The organism is Plantibacter sp. CFBP 8775 (assembly GCF_014839505.1).
GTDB classification, from domain to species: Bacteria; Actinomycetota; Actinomycetes; order Actinomycetales; family Microbacteriaceae; genus Plantibacter; species Plantibacter auratus.
On record NZ_JACYNV010000001.1, the window covers coordinates 1768836 to 1793325 of the forward strand.

At 70.6% G+C, this 24490-nt stretch carries 21 protein-coding genes; 10 read left to right on the forward strand and 11 right to left on the reverse strand.

Translation table 11 applies throughout. The features are described 5' to 3' along the window. The first annotated feature begins 155 nt into the window (after positions 1-155). Complete coding sequence (locus IFR14_RS08400) at positions 156-1415, forward strand: citrate synthase (RefSeq protein WP_194718880.1); 1260 nt, start codon at positions 156-158, stop codon at positions 1413-1415. A gap of 88 nt (positions 1416-1503) precedes the next feature. Here the strand turns inward: IFR14_RS08400 and dapD are convergent, their stop codons facing one another. Beyond that, a complete protein-coding gene (dapD, locus tag IFR14_RS08405; RefSeq protein ID WP_071261031.1) occupies positions 1504-2481 on the reverse strand; it encodes a 2,3,4,5-tetrahydropyridine-2,6-dicarboxylate N-succinyltransferase in 978 nt (325 codons plus the stop codon). A 51-nt stretch (positions 2482-2532) separates the two neighbouring features. Here dapD and dapE point away from each other — a divergent pair, with 51 nt between their 5' ends. The 3 genes from dapE to IFR14_RS08420 all read left to right on the forward strand — a co-directional run bounded on the left by dapE (position 2533) and on the right by IFR14_RS08420 (position 5120). Next, positions 2533-3630 carry a succinyl-diaminopimelate desuccinylase gene (gene dapE / locus IFR14_RS08410; protein WP_191940791.1) on the forward strand — a complete coding sequence of 366 codons (1098 nt, stop codon included), beginning with the start codon at positions 2533-2535 and terminating at the stop codon, positions 3628-3630. Continuing rightward, positions 3620-4843, forward strand: coding sequence for a hypothetical protein (locus IFR14_RS08415; protein ID WP_249406903.1), 1224 nt, complete (start codon positions 3620-3622; stop codon positions 4841-4843). Before dapE ends, IFR14_RS08415 begins: the two co-directional genes overlap by 11 nt. A gap of 103 nt (positions 4844-4946) precedes the next feature. Further along, complete coding sequence (locus IFR14_RS08420) at positions 4947-5120, forward strand: DUF3117 domain-containing protein (RefSeq protein WP_079002123.1); 174 nt, start codon at positions 4947-4949, stop codon at positions 5118-5120. Positions 5121-5212: 92 nt separating this feature from the next. On the opposite strand, the gene IFR14_RS08425 is transcribed toward IFR14_RS08420, so the two are convergent. Further along, complete coding sequence (locus tag IFR14_RS08425) at positions 5213-5845, reverse strand: O-methyltransferase (RefSeq protein ID WP_064296167.1); 633 nt, start codon at positions 5843-5845, stop codon at positions 5213-5215. A gap of 71 nt (positions 5846-5916) precedes the next feature. Between IFR14_RS08425 and IFR14_RS08430 the strand changes: the two genes are divergently transcribed. After that, a complete protein-coding gene (locus IFR14_RS08430; RefSeq protein ID WP_079705542.1) occupies positions 5917-6357 on the forward strand; it encodes a Sec-independent protein translocase TatB in 441 nt (146 codons plus the stop codon). Between the two features lie 35 nt (positions 6358-6392). Here IFR14_RS08430 and IFR14_RS08435 read toward each other — a convergent pair whose 3' ends face one another. The 3 genes from IFR14_RS08435 to IFR14_RS08445 are packed head-to-tail and all read right to left on the reverse strand — an operon-like array spanning position 6393 to position 9394. Continuing rightward, a complete protein-coding gene (locus IFR14_RS08435) occupies positions 6393-7568 on the reverse strand; it encodes a P-loop NTPase (RefSeq protein ID WP_191940792.1) in 1176 nt (391 codons plus the stop codon). Further along, the gene (locus IFR14_RS08440) at positions 7561-8103 is read right to left on the reverse strand and encodes a DUF1003 domain-containing protein (RefSeq protein ID WP_071261025.1); all 543 of its coding nucleotides are present in this window, start codon (positions 8101-8103) and stop codon (positions 7561-7563) included. Before IFR14_RS08440 ends, IFR14_RS08435 begins: the two co-directional genes overlap by 8 nt. Next, the gene (locus tag IFR14_RS08445; RefSeq protein WP_079705545.1) at positions 8081-9394 is read right to left on the reverse strand and encodes a magnesium transporter MgtE N-terminal domain-containing protein; all 1314 of its coding nucleotides are present in this window, start codon (positions 9392-9394) and stop codon (positions 8081-8083) included. Before IFR14_RS08445 ends, IFR14_RS08440 begins: the two co-directional genes overlap by 23 nt. 68 nt (positions 9395-9462) lie before the next feature. Between IFR14_RS08445 and IFR14_RS08450 the strand changes: the two genes are divergently transcribed. Further along, positions 9463-9966 carry a general stress protein gene (locus IFR14_RS08450; protein ID WP_191940793.1) on the forward strand — a complete coding sequence of 168 codons (504 nt, stop codon included), beginning with the start codon at positions 9463-9465 and terminating at the stop codon, positions 9964-9966. A gap of 42 nt (positions 9967-10008) precedes the next feature. Here IFR14_RS08450 and IFR14_RS08455 read toward each other — a convergent pair whose 3' ends face one another. Then, entirely contained in the window at positions 10009-11406 is a 1398-nt protein-coding gene (locus IFR14_RS08455) for an aminopeptidase P family protein (RefSeq protein ID WP_191940794.1), read from the reverse strand. Positions 11407-11447: 41 nt separating this feature from the next. Then, positions 11448-12485, reverse strand: a complete 1038-nt coding sequence (locus IFR14_RS08460) for an endonuclease/exonuclease/phosphatase family protein (protein ID WP_191940795.1) — start codon at positions 12483-12485, stop codon at positions 11448-11450. A gap of 82 nt (positions 12486-12567) precedes the next feature. Here IFR14_RS08460 and IFR14_RS08465 point away from each other — a divergent pair, with 82 nt between their 5' ends. Further along, complete coding sequence (locus IFR14_RS08465; RefSeq protein ID WP_085510529.1) at positions 12568-13422, forward strand: PHP domain-containing protein; 855 nt, start codon at positions 12568-12570, stop codon at positions 13420-13422. Between the two features lie 237 nt (positions 13423-13659). Here IFR14_RS08465 and IFR14_RS08470 read toward each other — a convergent pair whose 3' ends face one another. Next, positions 13660-15219, reverse strand: coding sequence for a DEAD/DEAH box helicase (locus IFR14_RS08470; protein ID WP_191940796.1), 1560 nt, complete (start codon positions 15217-15219; stop codon positions 13660-13662). A gap of 136 nt (positions 15220-15355) precedes the next feature. Here IFR14_RS08470 and IFR14_RS08475 point away from each other — a divergent pair, with 136 nt between their 5' ends. Beyond that, positions 15356-16075 carry a ferritin-like fold-containing protein gene (locus IFR14_RS08475; RefSeq protein WP_079705551.1) on the forward strand — a complete coding sequence of 240 codons (720 nt, stop codon included), beginning with the start codon at positions 15356-15358 and terminating at the stop codon, positions 16073-16075. A gap of 75 nt (positions 16076-16150) precedes the next feature. Here the strand turns inward: IFR14_RS08475 and IFR14_RS08480 are convergent, their stop codons facing one another. Next, positions 16151-16450, reverse strand: coding sequence for a hypothetical protein (locus tag IFR14_RS08480; protein WP_079705552.1), 300 nt, complete (start codon positions 16448-16450; stop codon positions 16151-16153). A 2-nt stretch (positions 16451-16452) separates the two neighbouring features. Continuing rightward, the gene (locus IFR14_RS08485) at positions 16453-16677 is read right to left on the reverse strand and encodes a DUF3107 domain-containing protein (RefSeq protein ID WP_064296179.1); all 225 of its coding nucleotides are present in this window, start codon (positions 16675-16677) and stop codon (positions 16453-16455) included. A gap of 141 nt (positions 16678-16818) precedes the next feature. Here IFR14_RS08485 and IFR14_RS08490 point away from each other — a divergent pair, with 141 nt between their 5' ends. After that, a complete protein-coding gene (locus IFR14_RS08490) occupies positions 16819-20004 on the forward strand; it encodes a UrvD/REP family ATP-dependent DNA helicase (RefSeq protein WP_191940797.1) in 3186 nt (1061 codons plus the stop codon). After that, positions 19968-23276 (forward strand): ATP-dependent DNA helicase, encoded by a 3309-nt coding sequence (locus IFR14_RS08495; protein WP_342365666.1) that lies wholly within the window; start codon positions 19968-19970, stop codon positions 23274-23276. Before IFR14_RS08490 ends, IFR14_RS08495 begins: the two co-directional genes overlap by 37 nt. Here the strand turns inward: IFR14_RS08495 and IFR14_RS08500 are convergent. After that, positions 23186-24445: a phosphotransferase gene (locus tag IFR14_RS08500; RefSeq protein WP_191940798.1), complete on the reverse strand. Its 1260-nt coding sequence runs from the start codon at positions 24443-24445 to the stop codon at positions 23186-23188. The two genes, IFR14_RS08495 and IFR14_RS08500, sit on opposite strands and share 91 nt — an antisense overlap. Positions 24446-24490 lie beyond the last annotated feature (45 nt).

A 24490-nucleotide genomic window follows, 5' to 3' on the forward strand; every position in this document is an offset into this window, starting at 1 on the left:
TGTGGGAAACAGCAGTAGGGTCCGAAGCCGATTAGGCTGTATGTGACACGCCGTCGTATCGGAGGGCGATGTCGAGTCCCTATCGCACAAAGATATGAGGAGGCGCCGTGGGCGACGTCGAGAAACAGGCTTCCACCGAGACGCATCAGGTCACCCTGAACTACCCCGGCGGAACGGCCGAATTCCCGATCCACCGGTCAGCCCAGGGCGCGTCGAGTATCGACATCTCCTCGCTCACGCGGCAGACCGGCCTGACCACGCTCGACTACGGGTTCGTCAACACTGCGGCGACCAAGTCGGCGATCACGTACATCGACGGCGACCAGGGCATCCTGCGCTACCGCGGCTACCCGATCGAGCAGCTCGCCAAGCAGTCGACCTTCCTCGAGGTCGCCTGGCTGCTCATCCACGGGGAACTCCCGACGGCCGACGAACTCGGCGGATTCGACGAGAAGATCCGGCGCCACACGCTCCTCCACGAGGATCTCAAGCGGTTCTTCTCGGCGCTCCCGCACACGGCGCACCCGATGGCCGTCCTGTCGAGCGCCCTGCAGGCCATGTCGACCTACTACGAGTCGGACGCCAATCCGCACGATCCCGACCACGTCGAGCTCACGACGGTCCGCATGCTCGCAAAGCTCCCGGTGATCGCCGCCTACGCGCACAAGAAGTCGGTCGGGCAGGCGTTCCTCTACCCCGACAACTCGCTGAGCTTCGTCGACAACTTCCTCAAGCTGAACTTCGGCAACCTCGCCGAACCGTACGAGATCGATCCCGTCCTGTCGAAGGCGCTCGACCTCCTGCTCATCCTGCACGAGGACCACGAGCAGAACGCCTCGACCTCCACGGTCCGCCTCGTCGGCTCCACCGGAGCGAACCTCTACGCCTCCGTGTCCGCCGGTATCAACGCCCTGTCGGGTCCGCTGCACGGTGGCGCGAACGAAGCTGTCCTGCAGATGCTCGGCCGGATCCAGGAGTCCGGCGAGGGCGTGCAGCGCTTCGTCGACCGCGTGAAGAACAAGGAAGACGGCGTGAAGCTCATGGGCTTCGGGCACCGCGTCTACAAGAACTACGACCCGCGCGCCAAGCTCGTCAAGGAGAGCGCCGGCGAGGTGCTCCGGGCGCTCGGCATCAACGACCCGCTGCTCGACCTGGCTCAGGAGCTCGAGCAGATCGCCCTGGAGGACGACTACTTCAAGGAGCGCAAGCTCTACCCGAACGTCGACTTCTACACCGGCGTCATCTACAAGGCGATGGGCTTCCCGACGCGGATGTTCACGGTGCTCTTCGCCATCGGACGCCTGCCCGGGTGGATCGCCCACTGGCGTGAGATGAACCTCGACCCGCAGACCAAGATCGGGCGCCCGCAGCAGCTGTACACGGGTTCGCCCGAGCGTCCCTTCCCGACGCGCTAGTCCCGTCCGGTTCGGTCCCTGAGCCTGTCGAAGGGCGGCCCCGCATCCACCTCGGATGCGGGGCCGTTCTGCGTCCCGGGAGGCCGGGTCAGGCGTGCAGTGCCGCGTTCAGCTCGACGCCCGAGCCCGAGCGGGGGAGCACCTCGACGGCACCGGTGAGTGAGTTCCGACGGAACAGGAGGTTCGGGACACCCGACAGCTCGACCGCCTTGACCGTGCGCGGCGCGCCTTCGGCCGTGGCCGCAGCACCCGCGAGGACGACCTTGGTGCCCGCGGTCACGTAGAGACCCGCCTCGACCACCGAGTCGTCGCCGATCGAGATGCCGATGCCGGAGTTGGCGCCGAGGAGGGCGCGCTGACCGATCGCCACCCGCTGCGTCCCGCCGCCGGAGAGCGTCCCCATGATCGACGCACCACCCCCGATGTCGCTGCCGTCACCGACGACGACGCCCTGCGAGATGCGTCCTTCGACCATCGACGCGCCGAGGGTCCCGGCGTTGAAGTTGACGAAGCCCTCGTGCATGACGGTGGTGCCCGGTGCCAGGTGGGCGCCGAGCCGGACGCGCGAGGCGTCGGCGATCCGGACCTTGTCGGGCGTCACGTAGTCGAGGAGTCTCGGGAACTTGTCGATGCCGGTCGCGTGGATGCCGGCGCGGAGGAGCGACGGTCGGAGGCGGTCGAAGTCCGCGGGGTGGACGGGGCCGGCGTTGGTCCAGACGACGATGGGGAGGTGCGCGAAGACACCGTCGAGCGAGATCGTGTTCGGCTGGACGAGCAGGTGGCTGAGCAGGTGCAGCCGCAGGTAGGCGTCCGGGGTGCTCTGCGGAGCGGCCTGCAGCTCGATCTCGACCGTGACGATGTCGATGCGGACGGCCCGGCGCTCGTCGTCGGTCGCGAGGGCCTCGAGGTCTGCGGGGGCGATCCAGCGGTCGCGGCCCTCGGGGATCCGTCCGAGCGAGGGCTCGGGGAACCAGGTGTCGAGCACGGTGCCGTCGGCGGCGATGGTCGCGAGGCCGGAGCCCCAGGCGTGAGTCGGAACAGGGGTCTCGGCAGGCGCAGCGGTCATGGCTCCAGGGTACCGGCCAACACTCAGGTCGACGGCCAATACACTGGTGCCATGCCAGCCGAAGTCCCCGTACTCGACCTGTCCGTCTCCTCGGTGGAACTCACCCAGCAGCTGTGCGACATCGCCTCCGTCTCGGGGGATGAAGCCCGCATCGCCGACGCGATCGAGGCGTCGCTCGAGGGTCTCGAGCACCTGACGATCGTGCGCGACGGCGACACGGTGGTCGCTTCCACCTCGCTCGGACGTGCACAGCGGGTCATCATCGCCGGCCACATCGACACCGTCCCGATCAACGGAAACATCCCGACCCGGTTCGAGGAGCGCGACGGCGAGGCGGTGCTCTGGGGTCGAGGGACGGTCGACATGAAGGGCGGCGTCGCGGTCCAGCTGAAGCTCGCGGCTGAGCTCACCGATCCCATCGTCGACATCACCTGGATGTGGTACGACAACGAGGAGGTCGCATCCGACCTCAACGGCCTCGGGCGTCTCGCGCGGAACCGTCCCGACCTCTTCGTCGGTGACTTCGCGATCCTCGGCGAGCCGAGCAACGCCGGCGTCGAGGGTGGCTGCAACGGAACGCTCCGCGTCCACGTGAGCGCCCACGGCAAGCGCTCGCATGCGGCCAGGAGCTGGGTCGGCGTCAACGCGATCCACGCGATCTCACCGGTCCTCGCGACGCTCGCCTCGTACACGCCACGGGAGGTCGAGGTCGACGGGCTCGTCTACCGGGAGGGCGTCAACGCGGTCGGGATCACCGGCGGCGTCGCCGGGAACGTGATCCCCGACCTCGTCACCGTCGAGGTGAACTACCGCTTCGCTCCGAGCCGGACGGGTGCCGAGGCGCTCGCCCACCTCGAGGAGCTCTTCTCCGGCTTCGAGGTCGTGCAGACGGACGTCGCGGAGGGCGCTCGTCCCGGGCTCGACGCGCCGATCGCCCAGGACTTCCTGGCCGCGGTCGGCGGTACACCGGCCCCGAAGTACGGCTGGACGGACGTCGCACGCTTCTCCGCACTCGGCGTCCCCGCCGTCAACTACGGACCGGGTGACCCGCTCCTCGCCCATGCCGACGACGAGCGCGTCCCGCTCGCACACATCCAGGACTGCGAGCGCGGGCTCCGCGCCTGGCTGACCGGGCCCGATGGTCGCTGACGCGGCCCACTCGACCGAGGTCGAGGAGCGGCCGTCGATGCTCCAGCGCTGGGCCCGCCTGCCCTGGTGGGGGCGGATCACCATCGTGTACGTGCTGTCCCGCCTGGTGACGACCGCGATGTTCGCGGTCGCGAGTCTGCTGCAGGCGCCGGACTCCCGGTTCGGCGCGTTCCCCTCGCTCGGCACGCTCGCCGCCGGCTGGGACGGACAGTGGTACTGGTGGATCGCGACGTACGGCTACCCGACCCAGCTGCCGCTCGACGACGCCGGCCGGGTCGCGGAGAACGCGTGGGCGTTCATGCCGGTCTATCCGGGGGTCGTGAAGGCGCTCTCGGTCGTCACCTTCCTGCCGTGGCCGGTCATGGCCGTGATCGTCTCGCTGTGCTGCGGCTTGGGGGCGGCCCTGCTGTTCCACCGGCTCCTGCGCATCCGCCTCGGCGATGAACGGGCGATGTTCGCCGTCGTGCTGTTCTGCATCGCCCCGCTCAGCGCCCTGTTCCAGGTCGCCTACGCGGAATCGATGTTCCTGCTGCTGCTGACGCTCGCACTGCTCCTGCTCGTGACGCGCCGGTACGGCTGGCTCCTCGCGGTCATCCCGGTCATGGCGTTCACCCGCCCCGGAGTCCTGGCCTTCTCGCTCCTGCTGGGCCTCCATCTCATCGTGCGGATCGTCACGCGACACCGCGACCCGCTGGCGCGCCGGGAGGTCGTCCTCATCCTCGCGGGCGGGGCCCTCGCCGCCGTCGCCGGATTCGCGTGGATGGTCATCGCCGGTCTCGTCACCGGGACGCCGGAGGCCTATCTCGAGACGGAGCTGGCGTGGCGGGCCGCCTTCATCGGGGAGCAGCCCCTCGTCCCGTTCTCCGCCTGGATCCAGGGCGGCCAGTTCTGGTTCGGGGATGGTCCGGGCATCGCCGTCGTCGCCGCGATCTTCGTCGGCTCCGTCGTGCTCCTGTTCCTCCCGCCGGTGCGCCGGCTCGGTGCCGACCTCCGGTTGTGGGTGGGGTCCTACCTCCTCTACCTCTTCGCGGTGTTCTTCCCGCAGACGAGTGTCTTCCGGCTGCTCGTGCCGGTCTTCCCGCTCCTCGGTGCCGTCGCCGTCCCACGGAACCGCTGGTACCGCGGTGGCGTCGTCATCGTCTCGCTGGCGTTGCAATGGTGTTGGATCTTCGTCATGTACGGCCTCGCGAACGCGTATTGGACCATTCCCTGAGTGCGGATCCGGCGTCATCCTGCGCCTCGCCGCGCTCAGGATTATCACGAGCCCCCGTGATACGAGATAATGGGGGTCAGTCGAATAACGAGAGGGGACTCGCATGGCCGCAATGAAGCCACGCACCGGAGACGGGCCAATGGAGGCCGTGAAGGAGGGTCGGCTCATCATCGTGCGAGTGCCTCTTGAAGGGGGAGGGCGTCTCGTCGTGTCGGTCAACGACGCAGAGGCTCAAGAACTGCATGATGCACTCGCGGGTGTGGTGAGCGCGGGCTGATCCCCGTCACCGACGCCGCATGAGCCGAGAACCGGCCGTCATCCCTGCTCTCAGAGTCAGGATGGCGGCCGGTTCGTCGTTGTACGGAGGGCTCAGAGGTTCGGTTTGGTGATCTGCAGGAGGCCGTCGCCGGCGGGGGACAGGGCGCTGACGACCGCGTCGGACGCGGAGATCTCCTGGACGAGCGAGCGGAAGAGTCCTGTGGTCTCGTCCCGCTGAGCCGGATCGGCCACGCGGCCTCGCCAGAGCGCATGCGGGACGAGCACGGTGCCGCCGGGACGCACCAGACGGAGTCCGTGCTCGACGTACTCGATGACCGATCCCGGGTCGCCGTCGACGAGGACGAGGTCGTAGGAGTTCTCGTTCATCCGCGGCAGGACGTCGAGCGCGCTGCCGGTGATGAGGCGGATGCGATTGGTCGTGATGCCGGCCTCAGTGAACGCCGCGCGTGCCTGCTGCTGGTGCACGATCTCGGTGTCGATGGACGTCAGCACCGCGCTCGTGGCGCCGCGGAGCAGCCAGAGCCCGGAGACACCGGTGCCGGTCCCCACCTCGACGATGGACTCCGCGCGGGTGGCCGCGGCCACCACCGCGATCTGCGCGCCGATCGCGGGAGAGATCGGTTCGACACCCAGTTCGTGCGCGTGAGCGCGCGCCGTGAGCATCGCCGCGCTCTCGACGACCACGTCGCCCGCGTACTTCCAATTGAGATTGTGTTCTGACACCTTGCCTCCGGATCCCAGCGTATGGCCTGCAACTGCTCCGACAGCTGAGGCTCGCGCGGTAGTCTGATGTCGTGTTCGGTCTGACCTTCGACAAACTCCTCATCATCGGGGTCATCGCCGTGTTCCTGCTGGGTCCGGAACGGCTGCCGTACTACGCCTCGCAACTGGCGCGACTCGTCCGCACCCTCCGAGACCTCGCCTCCGGCGCCAAGGACCGGATGCGCGAGGAGATGGGGCCGGAGTTCGACGAGGTCGACTGGAAGAAGCTCGACCCGCGTCAGTACGATCCGAGACGCATCATCCGCGAGGCGCTCCTCGACGACGAGCCTCCGGTGACGCCGACGGTCGCGACGACCGCTCCGCTCGACGCGGCTCCCGCGGCCGCGGCCGCCGCTGCAGCCGTTCCGTCGCTCGAGAAGCCGAAATCGATCCAGGCGGCGACCGACGAGCGCCTGCGCCGACTCGCCGCCGGAGAGACCGCCGCGCCCCCGTTCGACCTCGAAGCCACCTGAGTCCGCTTCGGTCGTGCGCTTCCGACCCGGACGGCTCAGCTCGTGCTGACGCCGAGACGACGACCGGCGAGGCCACGCGGTCTCGCAGCGAGCTGACCGGCCAGCCGGAGGATCTCGGCAGCCGCGGGATCCGTCGGATCCGAGAGGACGATCGGCAGCCCGGCGTCTCCGCCCTCCCGAAGCGGGACGCTGAGCGGGACCGAGGCGAGGAGCGGTACCGGGGTGTCCTGGCCCATCGACAGCCGCGCCGCGAGCGCCTCGCCACCCCCTGAGCCGAACAGCTGCAGGACGCTGCCGTCGGGCTGGGGGAGACCCGCCATGTTCTCGATGACGCCGTGGACGCGCTGCCCGGTCTGGCGCGCCACCACGCCGCTGCGTTCGGCCACCTCGGCGGCGGCCGGCTGCGGTGTCGTGACGACGAGCACCTCGGCATGGGGGAGCAGCTGGCCGATGGAGATGGCGACGTCCCCGGTGCCGGGCGGGAGGTCGAGAAGCAGGACGTCGAGGTCGCCGAAGAACACGTCGGTCAGGAACTGCCGGATGGTGCGGTGGAGCATCGGTCCGCGCCAGGCGACGGCGACGGCGGTGGTGCCGTCCGTCGGTGCGTCGATGAACATGCCGATCGAGACGACCTTCACGCCGTGGGCGACGGGTGGCAGGATCATGTCGCCGACCTGCGTCGGTTTGACGGCCAGGCCGTTCTCGACCAGGCCGAGGAGCCCCGGGATGGAGAACCCGTGGACGTCCGCGTCGACCAGGCCGACCCGCAGACCGCTGGTGGCGAGTGCGACGGCCAGGTTCGCGGTCACCGTCGACTTCCCGACACCGCCCTTGCCGCTCGTGACGGCGTACACGCGGGTCAGTGAGTCCGGGCCGAACGGGATGCCGCGGGCGCTCCGGCCGCCTCGGAGGCGCTCCGTGAGTGCCTGACGCTCTGCCGTCGTCATCACCTGGACGTCGACCGCGACGCTCGTCACCCCGGGGGTCGCGGCGGTGGCGTCACGGACGTCGCGCTCGATGCTCGCCGCTGCCGGGCAGCCGACGATCGTGAGCTTGATCGTGACATCGGCGGCACCGGTGTCGTCCACCGTGATCGGGCCGACCATGTCGAGTTCGGTGATCGGTCTGCGGATCTCGGGGTCGATGACGCGGGCGAGCGCGGTCCTGATCCGCTCGGCAAGGCCGATGTCAGCCGCGCCGGCGTCAGCCACGCCGACGCTCAGGCCCGTCGTGTTCGGGCTGGTCGGTGCGATCCCGATCGAGTTCCTCGAGGAGGGAGCGCAGCTCGGCGCGGATGAAGTCCTTCGACGCCATGTCCTTGAGGGCCAGTCGCAGCGCCACGACCTCACGGGCGAGGTACTCGGTGTCGGCGAGGTTGCGTTCGGACCGCTGACGGTCCTGCTCGATCTGCACCCGGTCGCGGTCGTCCTGTCGGTTCTGGGCGAGCAGGATCAGCGGCGCCGCGTACGAGGCCTGGAGCGACAGCACGAGGGTCAGGGCGACGAAGCCGATGTCGACGGAGTCGAATCGGAGGGCGAGCGGACCGTAGGTGTTCCACGCGATCCACAGGATGACGAAGAGGGTGAGGCCGAGGAGGAACCACGGCGTGCCCATCGCCCGGGCGATCCACTCGGTGAACCGGCCGAAGCGGTCGCGCGAGGCCGGGGCGCGGCGGATGGAACGGACGGAACTCCGAAGCCCCTTCGGAGCGTCGAGCCTGACCTCATTGCGGGGAGCTCGTGCCACGACCTGCCCTCCTTCCGTTCGATCCGAGCCGCTGTTCCGACGCCGGGAGTTCATCGTTCTCGTCGATGCTGCGCCAGTCGTCCGGGAGCAGGTAGTCGAGGACGTCGTCGATCGTCACGACGCCGAGGAGCCGGTGCTGTTCGTCGACGACGGGTACCTGGACGAGGTTGTAGCTCGCGAGGATCCGCGAGACCTCGGCGGCGGAGGTCCGCACGCCCACCGGATCGAGGCTCTGATCGAGCAGGGTCCCGAGGCGCTCGTGCGGCGGGTAGCGGAGCATGCGCTGGAAGTGCACCATCCCGAGGAAGCGTCCCGTCGGCGACTCGTACGGCGGCAGGGTGATGCAGACGCCGGCCGCCAGCGCCGGTGCCAGCTCGGAGCGTCGGATCGACGCGAGGGCCTCCGCGACGGTGGCGTCGGCGGAGAGGATGATCGGCTCGGTCGTCATGAGGCCACCCGCGGTCTCCGGGTCGAACCGGAGCAGCATGCGGACATCCTCCGCCTCCTCCGGCTCCATGAGCTCGAGGAGGTGCTCCCCGCGGTCCTCGGGGAGCTGGGCGATGAGGTCGGCCGCGTCGTCCGGCTGCATCTGATCGAGGACGTCGGCTGCGCGGTCGTCGTCGAGCTGGGCGAGGATCTGCACCTGGTCCGTCTCGGGCATCTCCTCGAGCACGTCCGCGAGGCGGTCGTCCGACAGCTCCTCCGCGACCTCGATCATCCGGTCGCGCGGGAGGTCGAGGAGCGTGTTCGCGAGGTCGGCCGGTTTCAGGTCGGCGTAAGTCGCGATGAGCTGCTCGGCGGACTGGGCCTCGCCGAGCTCCTGCTCCTCGCGAAGTTCGTTCCAGGTGGCGAAGGTCGTCGGGCCCTTCACGAAGGGGGAGGCGGTGGTCTTCGGGCGGCGGACGAACAGCTGCGACACCTGCCACTCGCCGGGGCCCTGCTCCTCGATGGCGACGTCCTCGATCGTCGCCTCCTCACCGGTGGCGCGGAAGACGACGCGTCGGCCGAAGAGTTCGGCGATCACGCGCACCTCGCCACCGCGCTGCTCGAACCGGCGGACGTTGATGAGTCCCGTGGTGATGATCTGCCCGGCGCCGATGCTCGTCACGCGGCCGATCGACACGAACACACGGCGTTTCCCGGGGATCTCGACGATGAGGCCGACGACCCGCGGGGGTTTGCCGGTGCGGTAGACGACGAGCACGTCCCTGACTTTGCCGACACGATCGCCCGCGGGGTCGAAGACGGTGCACCCGGCGAGCCTGGCGACGAACACTCTGGTTGCACTCACGACTACTAACCTACCCGCCGGTGGTCGGCCTGGAGTGCCCGCTCGGGGCGGGGTGAGAGGATGGAGGCATGAGTGATCCGCGACAGTTCGGCCGGAAGGGCGCCCCGGCGCTCGGCGTCATCCCGCGAGGCGAGACGGTGGCCAGCTACGAGAGTTACGAGTCCGCGCAGGCCGCGATCTCGTCGCTCGCCCACACCGATTTCCCGGTCAAGGAGATCTCGATCGTCGGCAGTGATCTCAAGAGCGTCGAACGCGTCACCGGTCGCCTCAGCTACGGCCGTGCTGCGGGAGCCGGTGCGGTCAGCGGTGCCTGGCTCGGACTGTTCCTCGGGCTCGTCCTCGTCATCTTCAACCCCGAGACGAACCTCATGCTGCTCGGAGCCGCGGTGCTCATGGGTGCCGCGTTCGGCATGCTGTTCGGCATCGTGTCGTACTCGGTGACCCGCAAGCGGCAGGAGTACACCTCGGCCACGCTCGTCGTGGCGACGCGCTACGACCTCATCGTCGGCGGTGAGCTCGCGAACCGCGCACGCAACCTCCTGGAGCGCGGCCCGGAGACCGACGCGAGCTGATCCAGCCGCGTCAGGCTCCGAGTCGTCGCCCGGCGGACGGGCTCAGCGCGCGAGCCAGGCCTCGACCTCGTCCGCGGTGCGCGGGATGCCGGCCGACAGGTTCTCCGCGCCGTCCTCGGTGACGAGGATGTCGTCCTCGATCCGGACGCCGATGCCGCGGTACTCCTCGGGGACCGTGAGGTCGTCGACCTGGAAGTAGAGGCCGGGTTCGATCGTGAAAACCATGCCGGGCTCGATCACGGCGTCGGCGTACATCTCGCGGCGGGCCTGGGCGCAGTCGTGCACGTCGGTGCCGAGGTGGTGGCTGGTCCCGTGCACCATGTACCGCCGGTGCTGCTCGTTCTCCTTCAGGAGCGCTTCCTCGGCGGTGACGGGGAGCAGGCCCCATTCGGCGGTCTTGCGTGCGATGACCGCCATCGCGGCCGCGTGCACCTCGCGGAACCGGATGCCGGGGCGGACGATGGCGAAGGCCTCGTCGGCCGCCTCACGGACGGCCTCGTAGACCCGTCGCTGGACCTCGGTGAACGTGCCGGACACCGGGATCGTGCGGGTGATGTCGGCGGTGTAGTAGTTGTCGAGCTCGACGCCGGCGTCGATGAGGATGAGGTCGCCCGGGACGACCCGTCCGTCGTTGCGCGTCCAGTGGAGGATGCAGGCGTGCGGTCCGGCGGCGGCGATGGTCTCGTACCCGACGCCGTTCCCGTCGGCTCGAGCCCGCCCGGCGAAGACGCCCTCGACGATGCGCTCGCCGCGCTCGTGAGCGAGGACCTTCGGGAGTTCAGCGACGACGTCGTCGAAGCCGCGGGCGGTCGCGCCGACGGCGAGACGCATCTGCGCGATCTCGTAGGCGTCCTTCACGAGGCGCATCTCGGACACGGCGCGCGTCAGGTCGTCGTCGACGTCGACCGTGAGATCGGCGGCGTCGGCGGTGAACGCCGAGAGGTCGGCGGTCGCGACCGCGAGGTCGGCTGCCACCTGGGCGAGCGACGGACGCGCGCCGATCCAGAACTCGCCGATCGCGGCGTTCGTGTAGAACTCGTCGGTGTCGCGGCCCGCTCGCTCGCGGAAGTACAGGGTCGCGGTGTGGCCGGACTCCTCGGGATCGAGCACGAGGACGCTGTCGGGCTCGGTGTCGGCCGCCCAGCCGGTGTAGTACGAGAAGGCGGAGTGCGCCCGGTACAGGTAGTCGGTGTCGTTCGACCGTTGCTTCATCCCGCCCGCGGGGAGGACGAGACGCTGACCGGGGAACTGGGCCGAGAGGCGTTCACGACGAGCCGCTGCGAGGCCGGCGGTCTCCCGCGGCTCCGGCAGGACCTCTGGGCGGTCGGCCCACCCGGTGCCGATGAAGGCGCGGAAGCCCTCGGACCAGGCGGCCGCCCGGTTGGAGGTCGCCTCGGTCTGGACGGTGTTCGAATTGGATGTGTCTGCGGAAGTCGCCATGCCTCCATTGTCGCACTGCGGTCGCGACAGGCACCCGACGCTCAGCTCGCCGTGCGGGGGAGCAGCGTCGCGACCACGGGCCGGTGATCGCTGCCCGTGCCGTCGACGTCGGTCAGCACGTGAGCCGACACCGTGACCCATCCCGGTGTCGCCATGACGTGGTCGATCGGCGCGCCGAGGACCGCCGGGAGCTCGGTCGGCCAGGTACCGAGCCCGGCTGCCGTGTCGGCCGCGGCGGCGTCGTGGCACGCGCCGAGGTCGCCGACGCCGCGCAACCCGGCGAGGTGGTCGAGCGTCGCGTTGAAGTCACCGGCCATGATCACGTCCGCGTCGTCGGTGCAGCGGCCGGCGAGATCGGCGAGTTCCGCGCGCCAGTCGTCGAGCCGACTCGGCAGCGGGGCCGTGGTGTGGACGGCGACGACGGTCGGTCCGCGACCGAGGACCGGATCGGCGATGAGGGTCTCCGAGCGCCCGATGGCGGTCGGGCCGGTCTCTGTCGGTGCACGGACGGCGTACTCGCCGAGTCCGGTGCTGATGAGGAGGCTCGTCCCTCCTGCGTCGGCGTCGGTCGAATGCGCAACCATCGGCCGTCCGGCGGCGGTCATCGCAGCGGCGACGACCGCCGCGGTGTCGGACGAGGTCTCCGGCAGGGAGACGACGTCCGCGCCCTCACGCACCGCGATCGCCGCGATCGTCCCGGGGTCGACGGCGTCGCCGAGGGTGTTCCAGGCGAGGACCGTGACTTGATCCGCGAGATCGGTCGCCTCTCCGGCGACCATCTGGTCGTCGATCCCGCGGTTGGCGGTGACGACGGCGCCGGTGACCGAGACCGCGGCGAGGACGACCGCCAGGATGGCGGGGAGCACGCGGCGGGACCCACGGACGAGGATCGCCGTCACGAGGCAGAGCAGGGCGCCGCCCGCGGCGGCGATCGCCACGAGGAGGCGGAACGCGCTCAGCTGGACGACGACCTGGGCCTGTTCGAGACCGAACGGCCCGGGGAGGACGGCCACGACCAGCAGGGCCGTGGTCGCGATCGCGAGCACGGCCGCGATGACGCCACCGACGGTCTTCAGCACCCGCGTCAGCGTAGGCGAGCGGTCTGGGAGTCCTCGGGGCAGGACCTGCGACTAGGGTGGAAGCGTGGTGAGCGCTCGAGACATGCACGGCCCCGCCGATCTGCACACGCACTCGAGCGTCTCGGACGGCACGGAGACGCCGACGCAGCTGATGCGCGCGGCCGGTGCCGCGGGGCTCGGCACGATCGCCCTCACCGACCACGACTCCACCGCCGGCTGGGCCGAGGCGGCCGTCGAGTCGCGTCGCCAGGGCATCACCCTGCTCCCCGGAATGGAACTGAGCACCCGCTACGAGTGGCGGAGCGTGCACCTGCTCGCGTACCTCATCGATCCGTTGAACGGCGACCTGCTCCAGGAGACCGCGAAGATCCGGGAGTCCCGGCTCCGGCGGGCCGAAGGCATCGTGGCACGCATCGGCGGCGACTACCCGCTGTCCTGGGCGGACGTCCTCGCGCAGACCCGCGAAGGTGCGACCGTCGGACGGCCCCACATCGCCGACGCCCTCGTCGCCCTCGGGATTGTGGCCGACCGTGGTGAAGCGTTCGACGGCATCCTGCATCCGCGCACCGGGTACTACGCGCCGCACTACGCGCCCGACCCGCTCACCGCAGTCAAGCTCGTCCGTGCAGCCGGCGGCGTCCCCGTGATCGCCCACCCGGTCCCGGCCGGCCGCGACCGGATGCTGCCCGAGCCGTACTTCCGTGAACTCGCTGACGCGGGCCTGTTCGGGCTCGAGATCGAGCATCGCGAGAACACCGAGGAGGGGAAGGTCGTCGTGCGGCGGATCGCCTCCGAGCTGGGCCTCGTCGCGACCGGTTCGAGCGATTATCACGGAACCGGGAAGCCGAACCGCCTCGGCGAGAACACCACGGACATCGACGTGGTCCGACGCATCGTGGCCGAGGCCACCGGCTCGGCACCCGTCCTGCCCGACTGATCTGCGGCGCGTCCGGAGTGCCCTTCGACGCGCTCAGGGACCGGGTGTACTTCTCCCGGTCACTGAGCTTGTCGAAGTGCCCACGGGGGCGCAGCGGATGTGAAGGTACGCCGGTCGGAGCACCCTTCGACAGGCTCAGGGACCGGTATCCTTCGGTCACCAACCGTGTCGAGCGCAGCGCTCGCGACATGCAGAACGCCCGCATCCGGAAGGGTGCGGGCGTTCTGCGTGGCGGATCTACGCCGTGGGGGCCGGGGGAGCGGTGCGGCGCGTCCGGCTCCGACGGCGGGGAGCGCTGTTGCCGTCGCGGTGCTCCGGACCGTGGCCGTCGTGGGTGCCTGCTGCGGGCGCGCTGCGGTCGACGGTGTCGGTCGAGGCGGCGTCGTGCGTCCGCGAGTGGGCGCGGGTGCTCGGCTGGGACTCGAGCCGGGTGCTGGTCGGCTGCGCGCGGTCGCCTCCGCGTCCGCCGCGCTCACCACCGCGACCGCCGCTGGTCCGTGAACCGTCGCGTCCGCCGCCGGTCCGCGAACCGTCGCGTCCGCCTGCGCTCCGCGAACCCTCGCGCCGTGGAGCGGGCTCGACGGCCTTGGCGGGCTTCAGCCTGCCCTTCGTGCCCTCGGCGATCCCGAGGTCGGTGAACAGGTGCGGGCTCGAGGAGTAGGTCTCCGTCGGTTCCGGCTGACCGAACTCGAGGGCGCGGTTGATGAGCGCCCACTTGTGGAGGTCGTCCCAGTCGACGAACGTGACGGCGATACCCGTCTTCCCGGCGCGACCGGTACGGCCGACGCGGTGGAGGTACGTCTTCTCGTCCTCGGGGATCGTGTGGTTGATGACGTGGGTGACGTCGTCGACGTCGATGCCGCGGGCGGCGACGTCGGTGGCGATCAGGACGTCGCGCTTGCCGGCCTTGAACGACGCCATCGCCCGCTCGCGCTGCTCCTGGTTCAGGTCGCCGTGCACCGCCGCGGCGTTGAACCCGCGGTCGGTGAGCTCCTCGACGAGCTTCGCGGCGGCACGCTTGGTCCGCGTGAAGATCACGGTCTTGCCGCGACCCTCGGCCTGCAGGATGCGCGAGATCACCTCGTCCTTGTCGAGCGAGTGTGCGCGGTAGATGAGGTGCTTGATGTTGGCCTGCGTGAGCCCCTCGTCGGGGTCGCTCGCCCGGATGTGGATCGGCTTGCTCATGAAGCGGCGGGCCAGGGCCACGATCGGACCGGGCATGGTCGCCGAGAACAGCATCGTGTGACGCGCGGCGGGGGTCTTCGAGAAGAGCTTCTCGATGTCGGCGAGGAAGCCGAGGTCGAGCATCTTGTCGGCCTCGTCGAGCACCATCTCGGTGATGCCAGAGAGATCGAGGAGGCGCTGGTTGTTGAGGTCGATGAGACGGCCGGGCGTGCCGACGACGATCTGGGCGCCGGCCTTCAGCTGCTCGATCTGACCCTCGTAGGCCTTGCCGCCGTAGATGGAGACGAGCGTCGTCGACCGGTTCGAGATGAGGATCTCGATGTCCTCGGACACCTGGACGGCGAGCTCACGGGTCGGGACGACCACGAGGGTCTTGACGCCGGGAGCCGGGTCGAGGCCGAGGCGCTGGACGATCGGGATGCCGAACCCGAAGGTCTTGCCCGTGCCCGTCTTGGCCTGGCCGATGATGTCCTGGCCGGCGAGCCCGAGGGGGATCGTCTGCTCCTGGATGGGGAATGGTTCGATGATGCCCTTGGTCGTGAGGGCGTCGACGATGTCCTGGTCGACACCGAGATCAGAGAAAGTCACGGAGATACCTGTCAGTGCAGTCATGGTCTACACCTTCGATTGCACACAGGTGTAGGGCCCCGATCCGACGCCGGGGCACGGCTATTCTACCCGGGACGTCCCGAGAGGCCGCTGGGCGCGCGGAACACGGCGATCGGCGCGCTGCGGATAGGGTGGTCGCATGGCTCGTTGGTTTGCACGACGTCGGCGTCCCGGCACCCAGACGCCTCGTCTGCGCTCGCGGGAGGACGCCGTTCAGGCGACCCGCGTCGACCTCCACGAGCTCGCGCCCAGCACCGCCGACTACCTCGGTCAGGTGGCGCAGCTGCAGCTCGGGTTCTTCATGACGCTGTCGTTCGCGGTCGAGCACGCTCCGAACGACGCCGACCGGGAGACCGTCGCCGAGGCCGCTGCCACGGCGCTGCGCAAGCACCAGGCGCTACTCGCCTGGCTCCGCCGGACGAGCGACGACCCGGGCGCCGTGCTCGAACCCTATGCACGCACGCGGGACGAGTTCCAGGCGATCCTGCGCACCGGCACCTGGGACGAACTCCTGCTGGGCGTCCTCGTGGCGCGGGGCTTCCTCGACGAGTTCTTCGCGCAGCTCGCGCGCGGCCTGGACGGGGCGGACGCACGCGACCTGGCCGCGATCGTCGCCCCCGGTCCGGAGGAGGACCCGCTCGTCGGGATCCTGCACCGGGTGATCGCAACGCACCCCGAGCGCGCTTCGACGCTCGCGATGTGGGGCCGTCGGTTGCTCGGCGACACCATGCTCGTCGCCAGGTCCGCCCTCGTGACCGAGAGCAAGGCGCTGCCGGACGACGCCCGGGTCGAACCGGTCTACACGGAGCTCATCGCGAACCACACCAGACGGATGGACGCGCTCGGGCTCACGGCCTGACCGGTCGTCCCCTCCGACACGACGACGCCGCCGCTCCGGGTGGAGCGACGGCGTCGATCGATCGAGCGCCTCGGGTCAGGCGGCGACGCCCTGCTGCAAGCGGGTCAGCATCGCCTCGTCCGACGAGGTGCGGACGCGGACGAGCACGAGGTCGACCACCACACTCACGACGACCGACGCGCCGAAGGCGAGCACCCAGATCCAGCCGCCGTCCCACGCCATGCCTGCCCACGTCGCCGCGACCCAGACGACGGCGGCGACGAGCGTCGCGACCGCCGGGATGAGCGCGGCCCCGTGCTGGTCGCGGCCGGGCAAGAGGTAGCGGACGGCGAGACCGAGGATGGCACCGCCGAGCACGACGAAGAGGAGTTCCATGGTCAGCCGACGAATCCGATGCGGCGGGATTCCTCGGTTCCGAGCTCGACGTAGCCGATGCCCGCGGTCGGGATGAGGTAGCTGGTGCCCTTGTCGTCCTTGAGCGCGAGCAGCTTGGCGTCCGTCTCGAGCGCGGTCTTGACCGCCTGCTCGATCTCCGACGCCGGCTGCGAGGTCTCGAAGCCGATCTCGCGAGGGCTGTTGAGGATTCCGATGCGAATTTCCACCTTGAGTGCCTTTCGGTTGCGTAGGGCAAGACTACGGGAGTCGTGGTCCTCCGACCGGCGCGGGTCGGCTGCTGTCAGCGAACAGCGGAACGCCGGTCGGCCGTCGCGGCGATGTCGGGAGGCTCCGGTAACGTGCGGACCATGACGGTTCCCGACGCCTCCGACGATCCGACGGGTGCGGTCCGTGACGCGGACCGCGCGCCCGTCGGCAACCCGGCTGTCGGCACGGGCGTCCGGCTCGACGACTCGCAGGAGGCCGTGCTGCGGCTCGCGGACGACCGGTCCGCCGTCGTGCTCGGGGCTCCCGGCACGGGCAAGACCACGACGCTCATCGAAGCGGTCGCGGAACGCGTGCACTCGCGCGGTCTGCGCACCGACGAGGTGCTCGTCATCGCCTCCTCCCGGTCATCGGCGCAGGTCCTCCGCGACCGCCTCGAGGCACGGGTCGCACGCGCCACACCCGGATCCCTGGCGCGCACCGCCATCTCCCTCGCGCTCGAGGTCATCGCGGGCTCCGGGGCGTTCGCCGGTTCAGGACGACCGCGGTTGCTGACGGGCGGCGAGCAGGACCAGACCATCGCAGAGCGACTCCTCGGTGACGAACAGGACGCGACCGGTCCGCTGTGGCCCGCGGAGCTCGGTCCCGAGGTCAGGCGCCTGCAGGGGTTCCGCACCGAGCTCCGGAACCTCATGGAACGCAGCGTCGAACACGACGTCGCGCCTGCCGAGCTGCGTCGGCTCGGTACGGAGCACGGGCGTCCGGAGTGGGTCGCGTCCGCGGGCTTCATCGAGGGGTTCCTCGCCGACGACTGGCGCGGACACCTCACGCCCGCGGCGGCCCTCGCCCGCGCCGTCCGGCTCCTCGACGAACAGGAACCGGGAACGGGCGTGCTCGGAAGCCTGCGGGTGGTCTTCGTGGACGACGCCCAGGAGGCGACCCACGGCGTCCTGCAGCTGTTCGCCGCGCTCGCCCGACACGGGGTCACGATCGTCGCGTTCGGCGACCCCGACCTCACGACGGGTGCCTTCCACGGTGCCCGAGCCGACGCCCTCGGGCGGTTCGCCGAGGTGCTCGGTCGCCCGGTGGACACGCTCGTCCTCGGGCAGGTCCACCGCGGGACACCGGACATCCGGGCGACGGTCCGCGGCGTCGCCGAGCGCATCGGCACGGCCGGTGCCGGACTCCACCGCACGGCCGCATCACCGGTCGATGACGCGGAGACGCCCGAACACTCCGTCGTCACCGTGGCGGCCGGTTCCCCGGCCGAGCAGATCGCGGTCATCGCGCGCTTCCTCCGCGAGCGCCACGTCCTCGACGGCGTCGCGTGGGCCGACATGGCGGTGGTCGTCCGCAGCGGCGGGCTGATCCCGGCGATCGAACGGGGCTTGTCCTCCCTCGAGGTGCCCACCCGGGCGAGCACGGGCGGAGCACCGCTGCGCGACCACCCGTTCGTCAGGTCGGTCCTCCTCGCCATGTCGGTGGCGCTCGGACGGACGCCGCTCGACGCCGAGGTCGTGACCGAACTCCTCCACAGTGCGCTCGGCGGACTGGACTCGATCGGGGTCAGGCGACTCCGAGCCGCGCTCCGCCACGCGGATCTCGCTGAGGGCCTCGACCGCAGCGCGGACCGCCTGCTGGAGGAGGCGTTCGCCGTCCCCGGTGCACTCATCGGACTCGAGACGCCCTCCGCCGCCCGCGCCCGCTCACTCGCCGACAGCCTTGCCGAGGCGAGAGCGCAGGCGGCGGCGGGCGCTTCGGCCGAGGAGCTCGTCTACGGCCTCTGGTCGCGGAGCAGGCTCGAGCGCCCCTGGGTCTCGCTGTCGAAGGGCAGCGGTCAGGCCGCCGAGGAGGCGAACCGCGACCTCGACGCGATCACCCAGCTGGCCGATGCGGCACGTACCTTCGTCGAGGCGGAGCCCGACACCCCGGCCTCCGTCTTCCTCGACCGCCTGCTCGAACAGACGGTCGGCGACGACTCCCTCGCGCCGACGGGCCGCCGGGAGGCGGTCACGATCGCGACGCCCGCCGCCCTGGTCGGGACCGCGTTCGACACGGTCGTCGTCGCCGGCATGCAGGACGGCGTGTGGCCCAACCTGCGGGTCCGCGACTCTCTGCTCGGCGCGTCGGAGCTCGTGGAACTGCTGGAGGGCACGGCCACGGCGACGGCGGACGCACGGCGCGCGGTCCTCCACGACGAGCTCCGACTCTTCGCCCAGGCGACCTCCCGTGCGCACCGGTCGCTCATGGTGGTCGCGGTCGTCGACGACGACCACCAGGCGAGCCCGTTCCTCACGCTGCTCCCCGAGCCCGATCCGCACCGGGCGTCCCTGTCGCCCCTGTCGCTCCGGGGGCTCGTCGGCACCCTGCGTCGCTCGCTCACCCGCCGGATCCGCCCCGCGGACCCGGCCGAGCGTGCCGCGTCCGCCTCGGCCCTGGCCATCCTCGCGACAGCGGGAGTCCCCGGCGCTCCGACCGAGGAGTGGTACGGCGTGGCCGCACCGAGCTCGACGGCACCGCTCCACGACCCCGCCGTCGAGGAGCTGCCGGTCTCCCCGTCTCGCATGGAGGCCTTCGAGGAGTGCCCGCTGCACTGGGCGATCGCCCGACTGGGCGGCGGAGCCTCCGGGTTCGCCTCCGGGCTCGGCACGATCGTGCACGCGGCGCTCGAACACGCCGAGTCCTCCGACGAGGCCGCGCTCTGGGCGGCGGTGGAGGACCGCTGGGACGAACTCCACTTCGAAGCGGACTGGGAGGGCGCGGCGACGAAACGGCGTGCGGCGGAACTCGTCCACCGGCTGTCCGCGTACCTCCACGACGCGGAGCGCGCAGGAGTGACCTCGATCGGCAACGAGAGCCGGTTCAGCCTCCGCATCCCCATCGGAGAGTTGGGCGGCGCGGCCGTGCTCGGCGGCTCGATCGACCGCGTCGAACTCGTGCCCGACGCCGACGGGACGCGGCGCGTGGTGATCGCCGACCTCAAGACCGGCGGCTCGGCGCCCAGACAGGACCGGGAGGTCGCCGACATGGCGCAGCTCGGTGCCTACCAGCTCGCGCTGGCGTCCGGTGGGATCACCGGTACGGAGGGGCTGCTGAGCGGTGGCGCGAAGCTCATCGTCGTGTCGGCCGGCACGAAGCGCAAGGAGTACTACGACCCGGCCCAGCCCGCCTTCGACGACGAAGCCCTCGAGCGCTTCCGCGAGCGTGTTCTGGCGGACGCGGTCGGCATGGCCGGCGCGGTGTTCGAGGCCCGCGTCGGGACCCACTGCCACGACCCGTTCGCGTTCGGCGAGTGCGCCATCCACGTCGTCCCGGCGGTGAGCTCGTGAGCACGGAGGAGACCTACTCGGCCGAGATGCTCGCCGGCCTGCTCGGCCTCCCGCAACCGACGGCGCAGCAGGTCGAGGTCATCGAGGCCCCCATGGCGCCCGTACTCGTCGTCGCCGGTGCCGGGAGCGGGAAGACCGAGACCATGGCTTCACGCGTCGTGTGGCTGCTCGCCAACCGGCACGTGAACGTCGACGGGATCCTGGGGCTCACCTTCACCAGGAAGGCCGCGGGTGAGCTGGCGGCACGGATCGGCAAGCGGATCGCCGCCCTGCAGGACATCGGGATCCTGGATCCCGCGGCCGACGCGCTCTTCGACCGTCCCGAGGTGTCCACCTACAACGCCTATGCGAACGCCCTGTTCCGCGACAACGCCCTCCTGGTGGGCCGTGAGCCCGAGTCGGTCCTGCTGTCCGAGGCGTCCGCCTGGCGACTCGCGAGGCGCGTCGTGGTCCGACACGGAGACGAACGGCTCGCCACCCTCGGCAAGTCCGTCGACCAGGTGGCCGAGCTCGTCCTCTCGCTGAGTCACGAGCTCGCCGAGATCGACGGCACCCCCGAGGAGCTGCTCGGCTTCGTGGAACGGTTCGTCGGCATCGGCGAGCTCCCCGACGGCGGTCGCGGGGCGTACGCGCAGATCGACCAGGCCGTCGAGGTCGTGGGTGCCCTGCCGGTCCTGCTCGACCTCGCGCACCGGTACGCCGACGAGAAGCGCCGGCAGGGACTCGTCGAGTTCTCCGACCAGGTCGCCCTCGCGCTCGCCGCCTGCGAACGTTCGCCGAAGGTCGCCGCCGTCGCACGCGATCGCGCGGGCGTCGTCCTGCTCGACGAGTACCAGGACACCTCGGTCGTGCAGACCAGACTGCTGTCGACCCTGTTCGCCGACCACCCCGTCATGGCGGTCGGCGACCCGCACCAGTCCATCTACGGCTGGCGCGGCGCGAGCGCGGCGAACCTCGCACGGTTCTCACGCGACTTCGGTCGGGAGGTCGCCGCCACCCAGTTCAACCTGTCCACGAGTTGGCGGAACGACCGCACGGTCCTCGAAGCCGCGAACGTCCTCGTCCGCCCGTTGCAACAGCAGGCGCAGACGGCGGGGAAGCTGCGAGTCCTCGACCTCGAGCCGAAGCCCGGCGCCGGCGCCGGCTCCCTCGCCGTCGAGTTCCCCGAGACCGGAGCCGAGGAGATCCGGGTGGTCGCCGAGTGGTGCGCGGACCGCTTGCTCGCCGAACGCGGGGGAGATCCGGCCGGTTCGGCCGCGATCCTGTTCCGGGCGCGTCGACCGATGCAGGAGTTCGCCGACGGCCTCGCGGCGCTCGGCGTCCCCCACCACATCCTCGGCCTCGGCGGTCTGCTCTCCTCGCCGGAGATCGTCGACGTGACGGCGGCACTGCGGGTCATCCACGATCCCGGTGCCGGGTCCTCGCTCATCAGACTCTTGAGCGGGCCTCGCTGGCGGATCGGCGTCCACGACCTCGGACACCTCGTGGAGGTGGCCCGGTACCTGCAGGCCATCGACTGGAAGACGAAGCGGTACGACGCCGAACTGGCCGCCCGGCTCCGTGAGTCGGTCGCCGACGACGACGGGCGGTCGATCATCGACGCGCTCGACTTCATCGCCGCGGACCGCGTGCCGGCGGGCCTCGCCGCAGGGTTCACCGACGAGGCGCGTTCGCGTCTCCGGGAGGCCGGACTGGTGTTCGCCTCCCTGCGGCGTCGTGCGGGCAGCGGCCTCCCCGATCTCGTCAGAGCGGTCGAGCGCGAGTTGCGGCTCGACATCGAGGTCGTCGCGAACGAGTCGACCGGCTCCGCGGCGCGCGCTCCGGCCAGACTGCAGGCCTTCCACGACGAGGTCATCTCGTTCATCCAGGCGGAGGAGCAGGTGACGCTCGGCAGCCTGCTGGCGTGGATCGACCGATCGCTCGCCCGAGACGACCTCGGACCGGCGAGCGACGCACCCGACCAGGGTGCGGTCCAATTGCTCACCATCCACGGTTCGAAGGGCCTCGAGTGGGATCATGTCGCGATCCCGCGGCTCGTGGTCGACGAACTGCCAGCCAAGCCGAAGGACGGCAAAGGCTGGGTGCGTCTCGGGACGCTGCCGTACGACTTCCGAGGCGACGCGGCGGAGCTGCCGGAGTTCGCCTGGCGGACGGCCGAGACGCGGAAGGAGGTCGTCGACGCTCAGCTCGCCTTCTCGGAGGCGCTCGGCGAACGCGCGCTCGACGAGGAACGCCGGCTCGCGTATGTGGCGGTGACCCGCGCCAAGCACGACCTCCTGCTCACCGGCTCGTTCTGGTCGGGCGATCGCAAGCGGCCCCGTGCTGCGAGCACCTACCTCCTGGAGCTGGCCGCGGCGGGCGTCATCGCACCGCTCCCCGCAGCCTCCGCCTTCGACGAGAACCCGGTCGACTCCGGTGCTGCGGTCCTCGACTGGCCACTCGATCCGCTCGGCGCGCGTCGGAGCGTCGTCGAGCGGGCGGCGGCCGAGGTCGACCAGCGGCGCGGGCGGACCGAGGCCGAGCTGCTGGCGACCCTCGGTCCCCTCGAGAACGAGCTGACGCTGCTCCTCGAGGAACGACGCCGTGCCGCGACGACGACCGCGCGCGGTGAACTCCCCGTGCGCATCCCCGCGTCCAAGTTCAAGGAGTTCGTCACGGAACCGGAGGCCGCACTCGAACGTCTGCGTCGCCCCGTCCCGCAGCGGCCCTACCGGCAGACCCGTCTCGGCACCCGGTTCCATTCGTGGGTCGAGGCGCACTACGGACGCTTCGGATTGCAGGAGCTGGTCGACGCGCTCCCCGAGGAGCTCGACGTCGAACGCCCGGGGCCGGACGCGTCGGAGGGGATCGGGTTCGACGAGCTCACCGAGCGGTTCCTCGCCTCGGAATGGGCGGACGTACGACCGATCGAGGTCGAGACCGAGATCCACGTGCCGCTCGGCGACACCGGACGGGTGGTGGTCTGCAAGCTCGACGCGGTGTTCGAGCGCGGGGACCGGTTCGAGATCGTCGACTGGAAGACCGGCGCAGTACCCACGACGCCGGAGGACGTGCGGAACGCCTCGTTCCAGCTCGCGCTCTACCGTCTGGCGTACGCGCACCACCGGGAGGTCGACCCCGAGCGCATCGACGCCGTGCTCTACTACGTGAGCCACGACGTGCAGCTCCGGCCGGAACGCCTCTACTCGGAGGAGGAGCTCCTGTCGGAGTGGGAGCGGTCCTTCGGGGAGGCCGCCGAGTCCCAGAGCTCGAACGACGAGGTGTCGATCTGATCCGTGGCGTTCGCGTCCGCGTCGGTTCCAGCGTGGTCGCGATCGTCGTCGGCCTCACCGTCGTCGGTGTCGTCATCGCCCGAGCCGCCGGGATCGCGGCCGAGGGCGCGCTCGAGCTCTGACCGGTCATAGGTGTCGGTCTGCATGGCGATGCCGGGGGAGGACGAGCCGATCGGCGTGCGGTCGAGCATGTCCTCGACCTCGTCGACGTCGAGGACCGGTCCGGTCGTGGTGCCGAGGGGGTCCGTCACGTCGCCGAGCACGCGGTCGACGAGCCCGTCGAGCATCGCGACGGCGTCCTCGACGATGGTCTCGTCGTGGCTGTCGCGACCGTGCAGGAGCCAGCGGGCGATCTCGAGTTCCGCGTACAGGCGGGCGCGGAGCGTGACGAAGCGGTCGGGTCCGCGGGAGCACGAGGCCGCGTAGGCGGACAGCGCCTGCTCGCCGGTCGCGCCGAGCGTCGCGATCCAGTGGAGGTCGAGGGCCGGGTCGCCGACCCGCAGCGAGCCCCACTCGATGACGCCGTTGACCAGGCCGTGGCCGTCCTGACGGATGACGAGCACGCGGTCGGCGGCGAGGGATCCGTGGATGACGGTGGGCTGGAACTGCCAGAGTGAGTGGTCCTCGACGGCCGCCTGCCAGCGCTCCCGGACGGCGGTCGGGAGAAGCCTCGTCTCGGCGGCGCGGGACACGATGCGGTGTGCGTCCGCCCGGATGAGCTCGGTGGACAGCAGCGGGAGGCCTGCTTCCGCGATGAAGGCCGTCGGGAGGGAGTGGATCGCGGCGACCGCGGCACCGAGCGAGTCCGAGAGGACCTCGTCGCGGCCGAGCGCGGTCGGGTCGAGGTGACTGCCGGCCACGAAGTCGAGCACCACGGCGCGAGTGCCGTCGACGGGCAGTTGGCCCACGACGGTCGGGGCGTCGAAGGGCAACCTGCTGCGGATACCGGGCGTGAGTGCGCGAAGGGCGATGAGGTCCGCGGACTGCTCCGTCTCGGCCTGCTGTGAGGTCGGGATGCGCACGATGAGCTCGCGCCCGTCAGTCGTCACGAGACGGGCCGCGTCGTAGTTCCCCTCGCCGCCGGCGGTGTGCGCGCCGGACCCGCGGACCTGGAGGTCGGCGACGGCCGAGGTGGCCAACGCGGCTAGAGTGAGATGGGATCTGGCCATGACATCCAGGGTACGGGGCCGTCCCGGTGAGCCGCGCTCGCCACG

Coding starts and splice junctions, on each gene's coding strand:
- dapD (WP_071261031.1), bottom strand. CDS start 2,481: ATGACCGCTGCGCCTGCCGAGACCCCTGTTCCGACTCACGCCTGGGGC.
- dapE (WP_191940791.1), top strand. CDS start 2,533: ATGCCAGCCGAAGTCCCCGTACTCGACCTGTCCGTCTCCTCGGTGGAA.
- IFR14_RS08415 (WP_249406903.1), top strand. CDS start 3,620: ATGGTCGCTGACGCGGCCCACTCGACCGAGGTCGAGGAGCGGCCGTCG.
- IFR14_RS08420 (WP_079002123.1), top strand. CDS start 4,947: ATGGCCGCAATGAAGCCACGCACCGGAGACGGGCCAATGGAGGCCGTG.
- IFR14_RS08450 (WP_191940793.1), top strand. CDS start 9,463: ATGAGTGATCCGCGACAGTTCGGCCGGAAGGGCGCCCCGGCGCTCGGC.
- IFR14_RS08455 (WP_191940794.1), bottom strand. CDS start 11,406: ATGGCGACTTCCGCAGACACATCCAATTCGAACACCGTCCAGACCGAG.
- IFR14_RS08465 (WP_085510529.1), top strand. CDS start 12,568: ATGCACGGCCCCGCCGATCTGCACACGCACTCGAGCGTCTCGGACGGC.
- IFR14_RS08470 (WP_191940796.1), bottom strand. CDS start 15,219: ATGACTGCACTGACAGGTATCTCCGTGACTTTCTCTGATCTCGGTGTC.
- IFR14_RS08475 (WP_079705551.1), top strand. CDS start 15,356: ATGGCTCGTTGGTTTGCACGACGTCGGCGTCCCGGCACCCAGACGCCT.
- IFR14_RS08480 (WP_079705552.1), bottom strand. CDS start 16,450: ATGGAACTCCTCTTCGTCGTGCTCGGCGGTGCCATCCTCGGTCTCGCC.
- IFR14_RS08490 (WP_191940797.1), top strand. CDS start 16,819: ATGACGGTTCCCGACGCCTCCGACGATCCGACGGGTGCGGTCCGTGAC.
- IFR14_RS08500 (WP_191940798.1), bottom strand. CDS start 24,445: ATGGCCAGATCCCATCTCACTCTAGCCGCGTTGGCCACCTCGGCCGTC.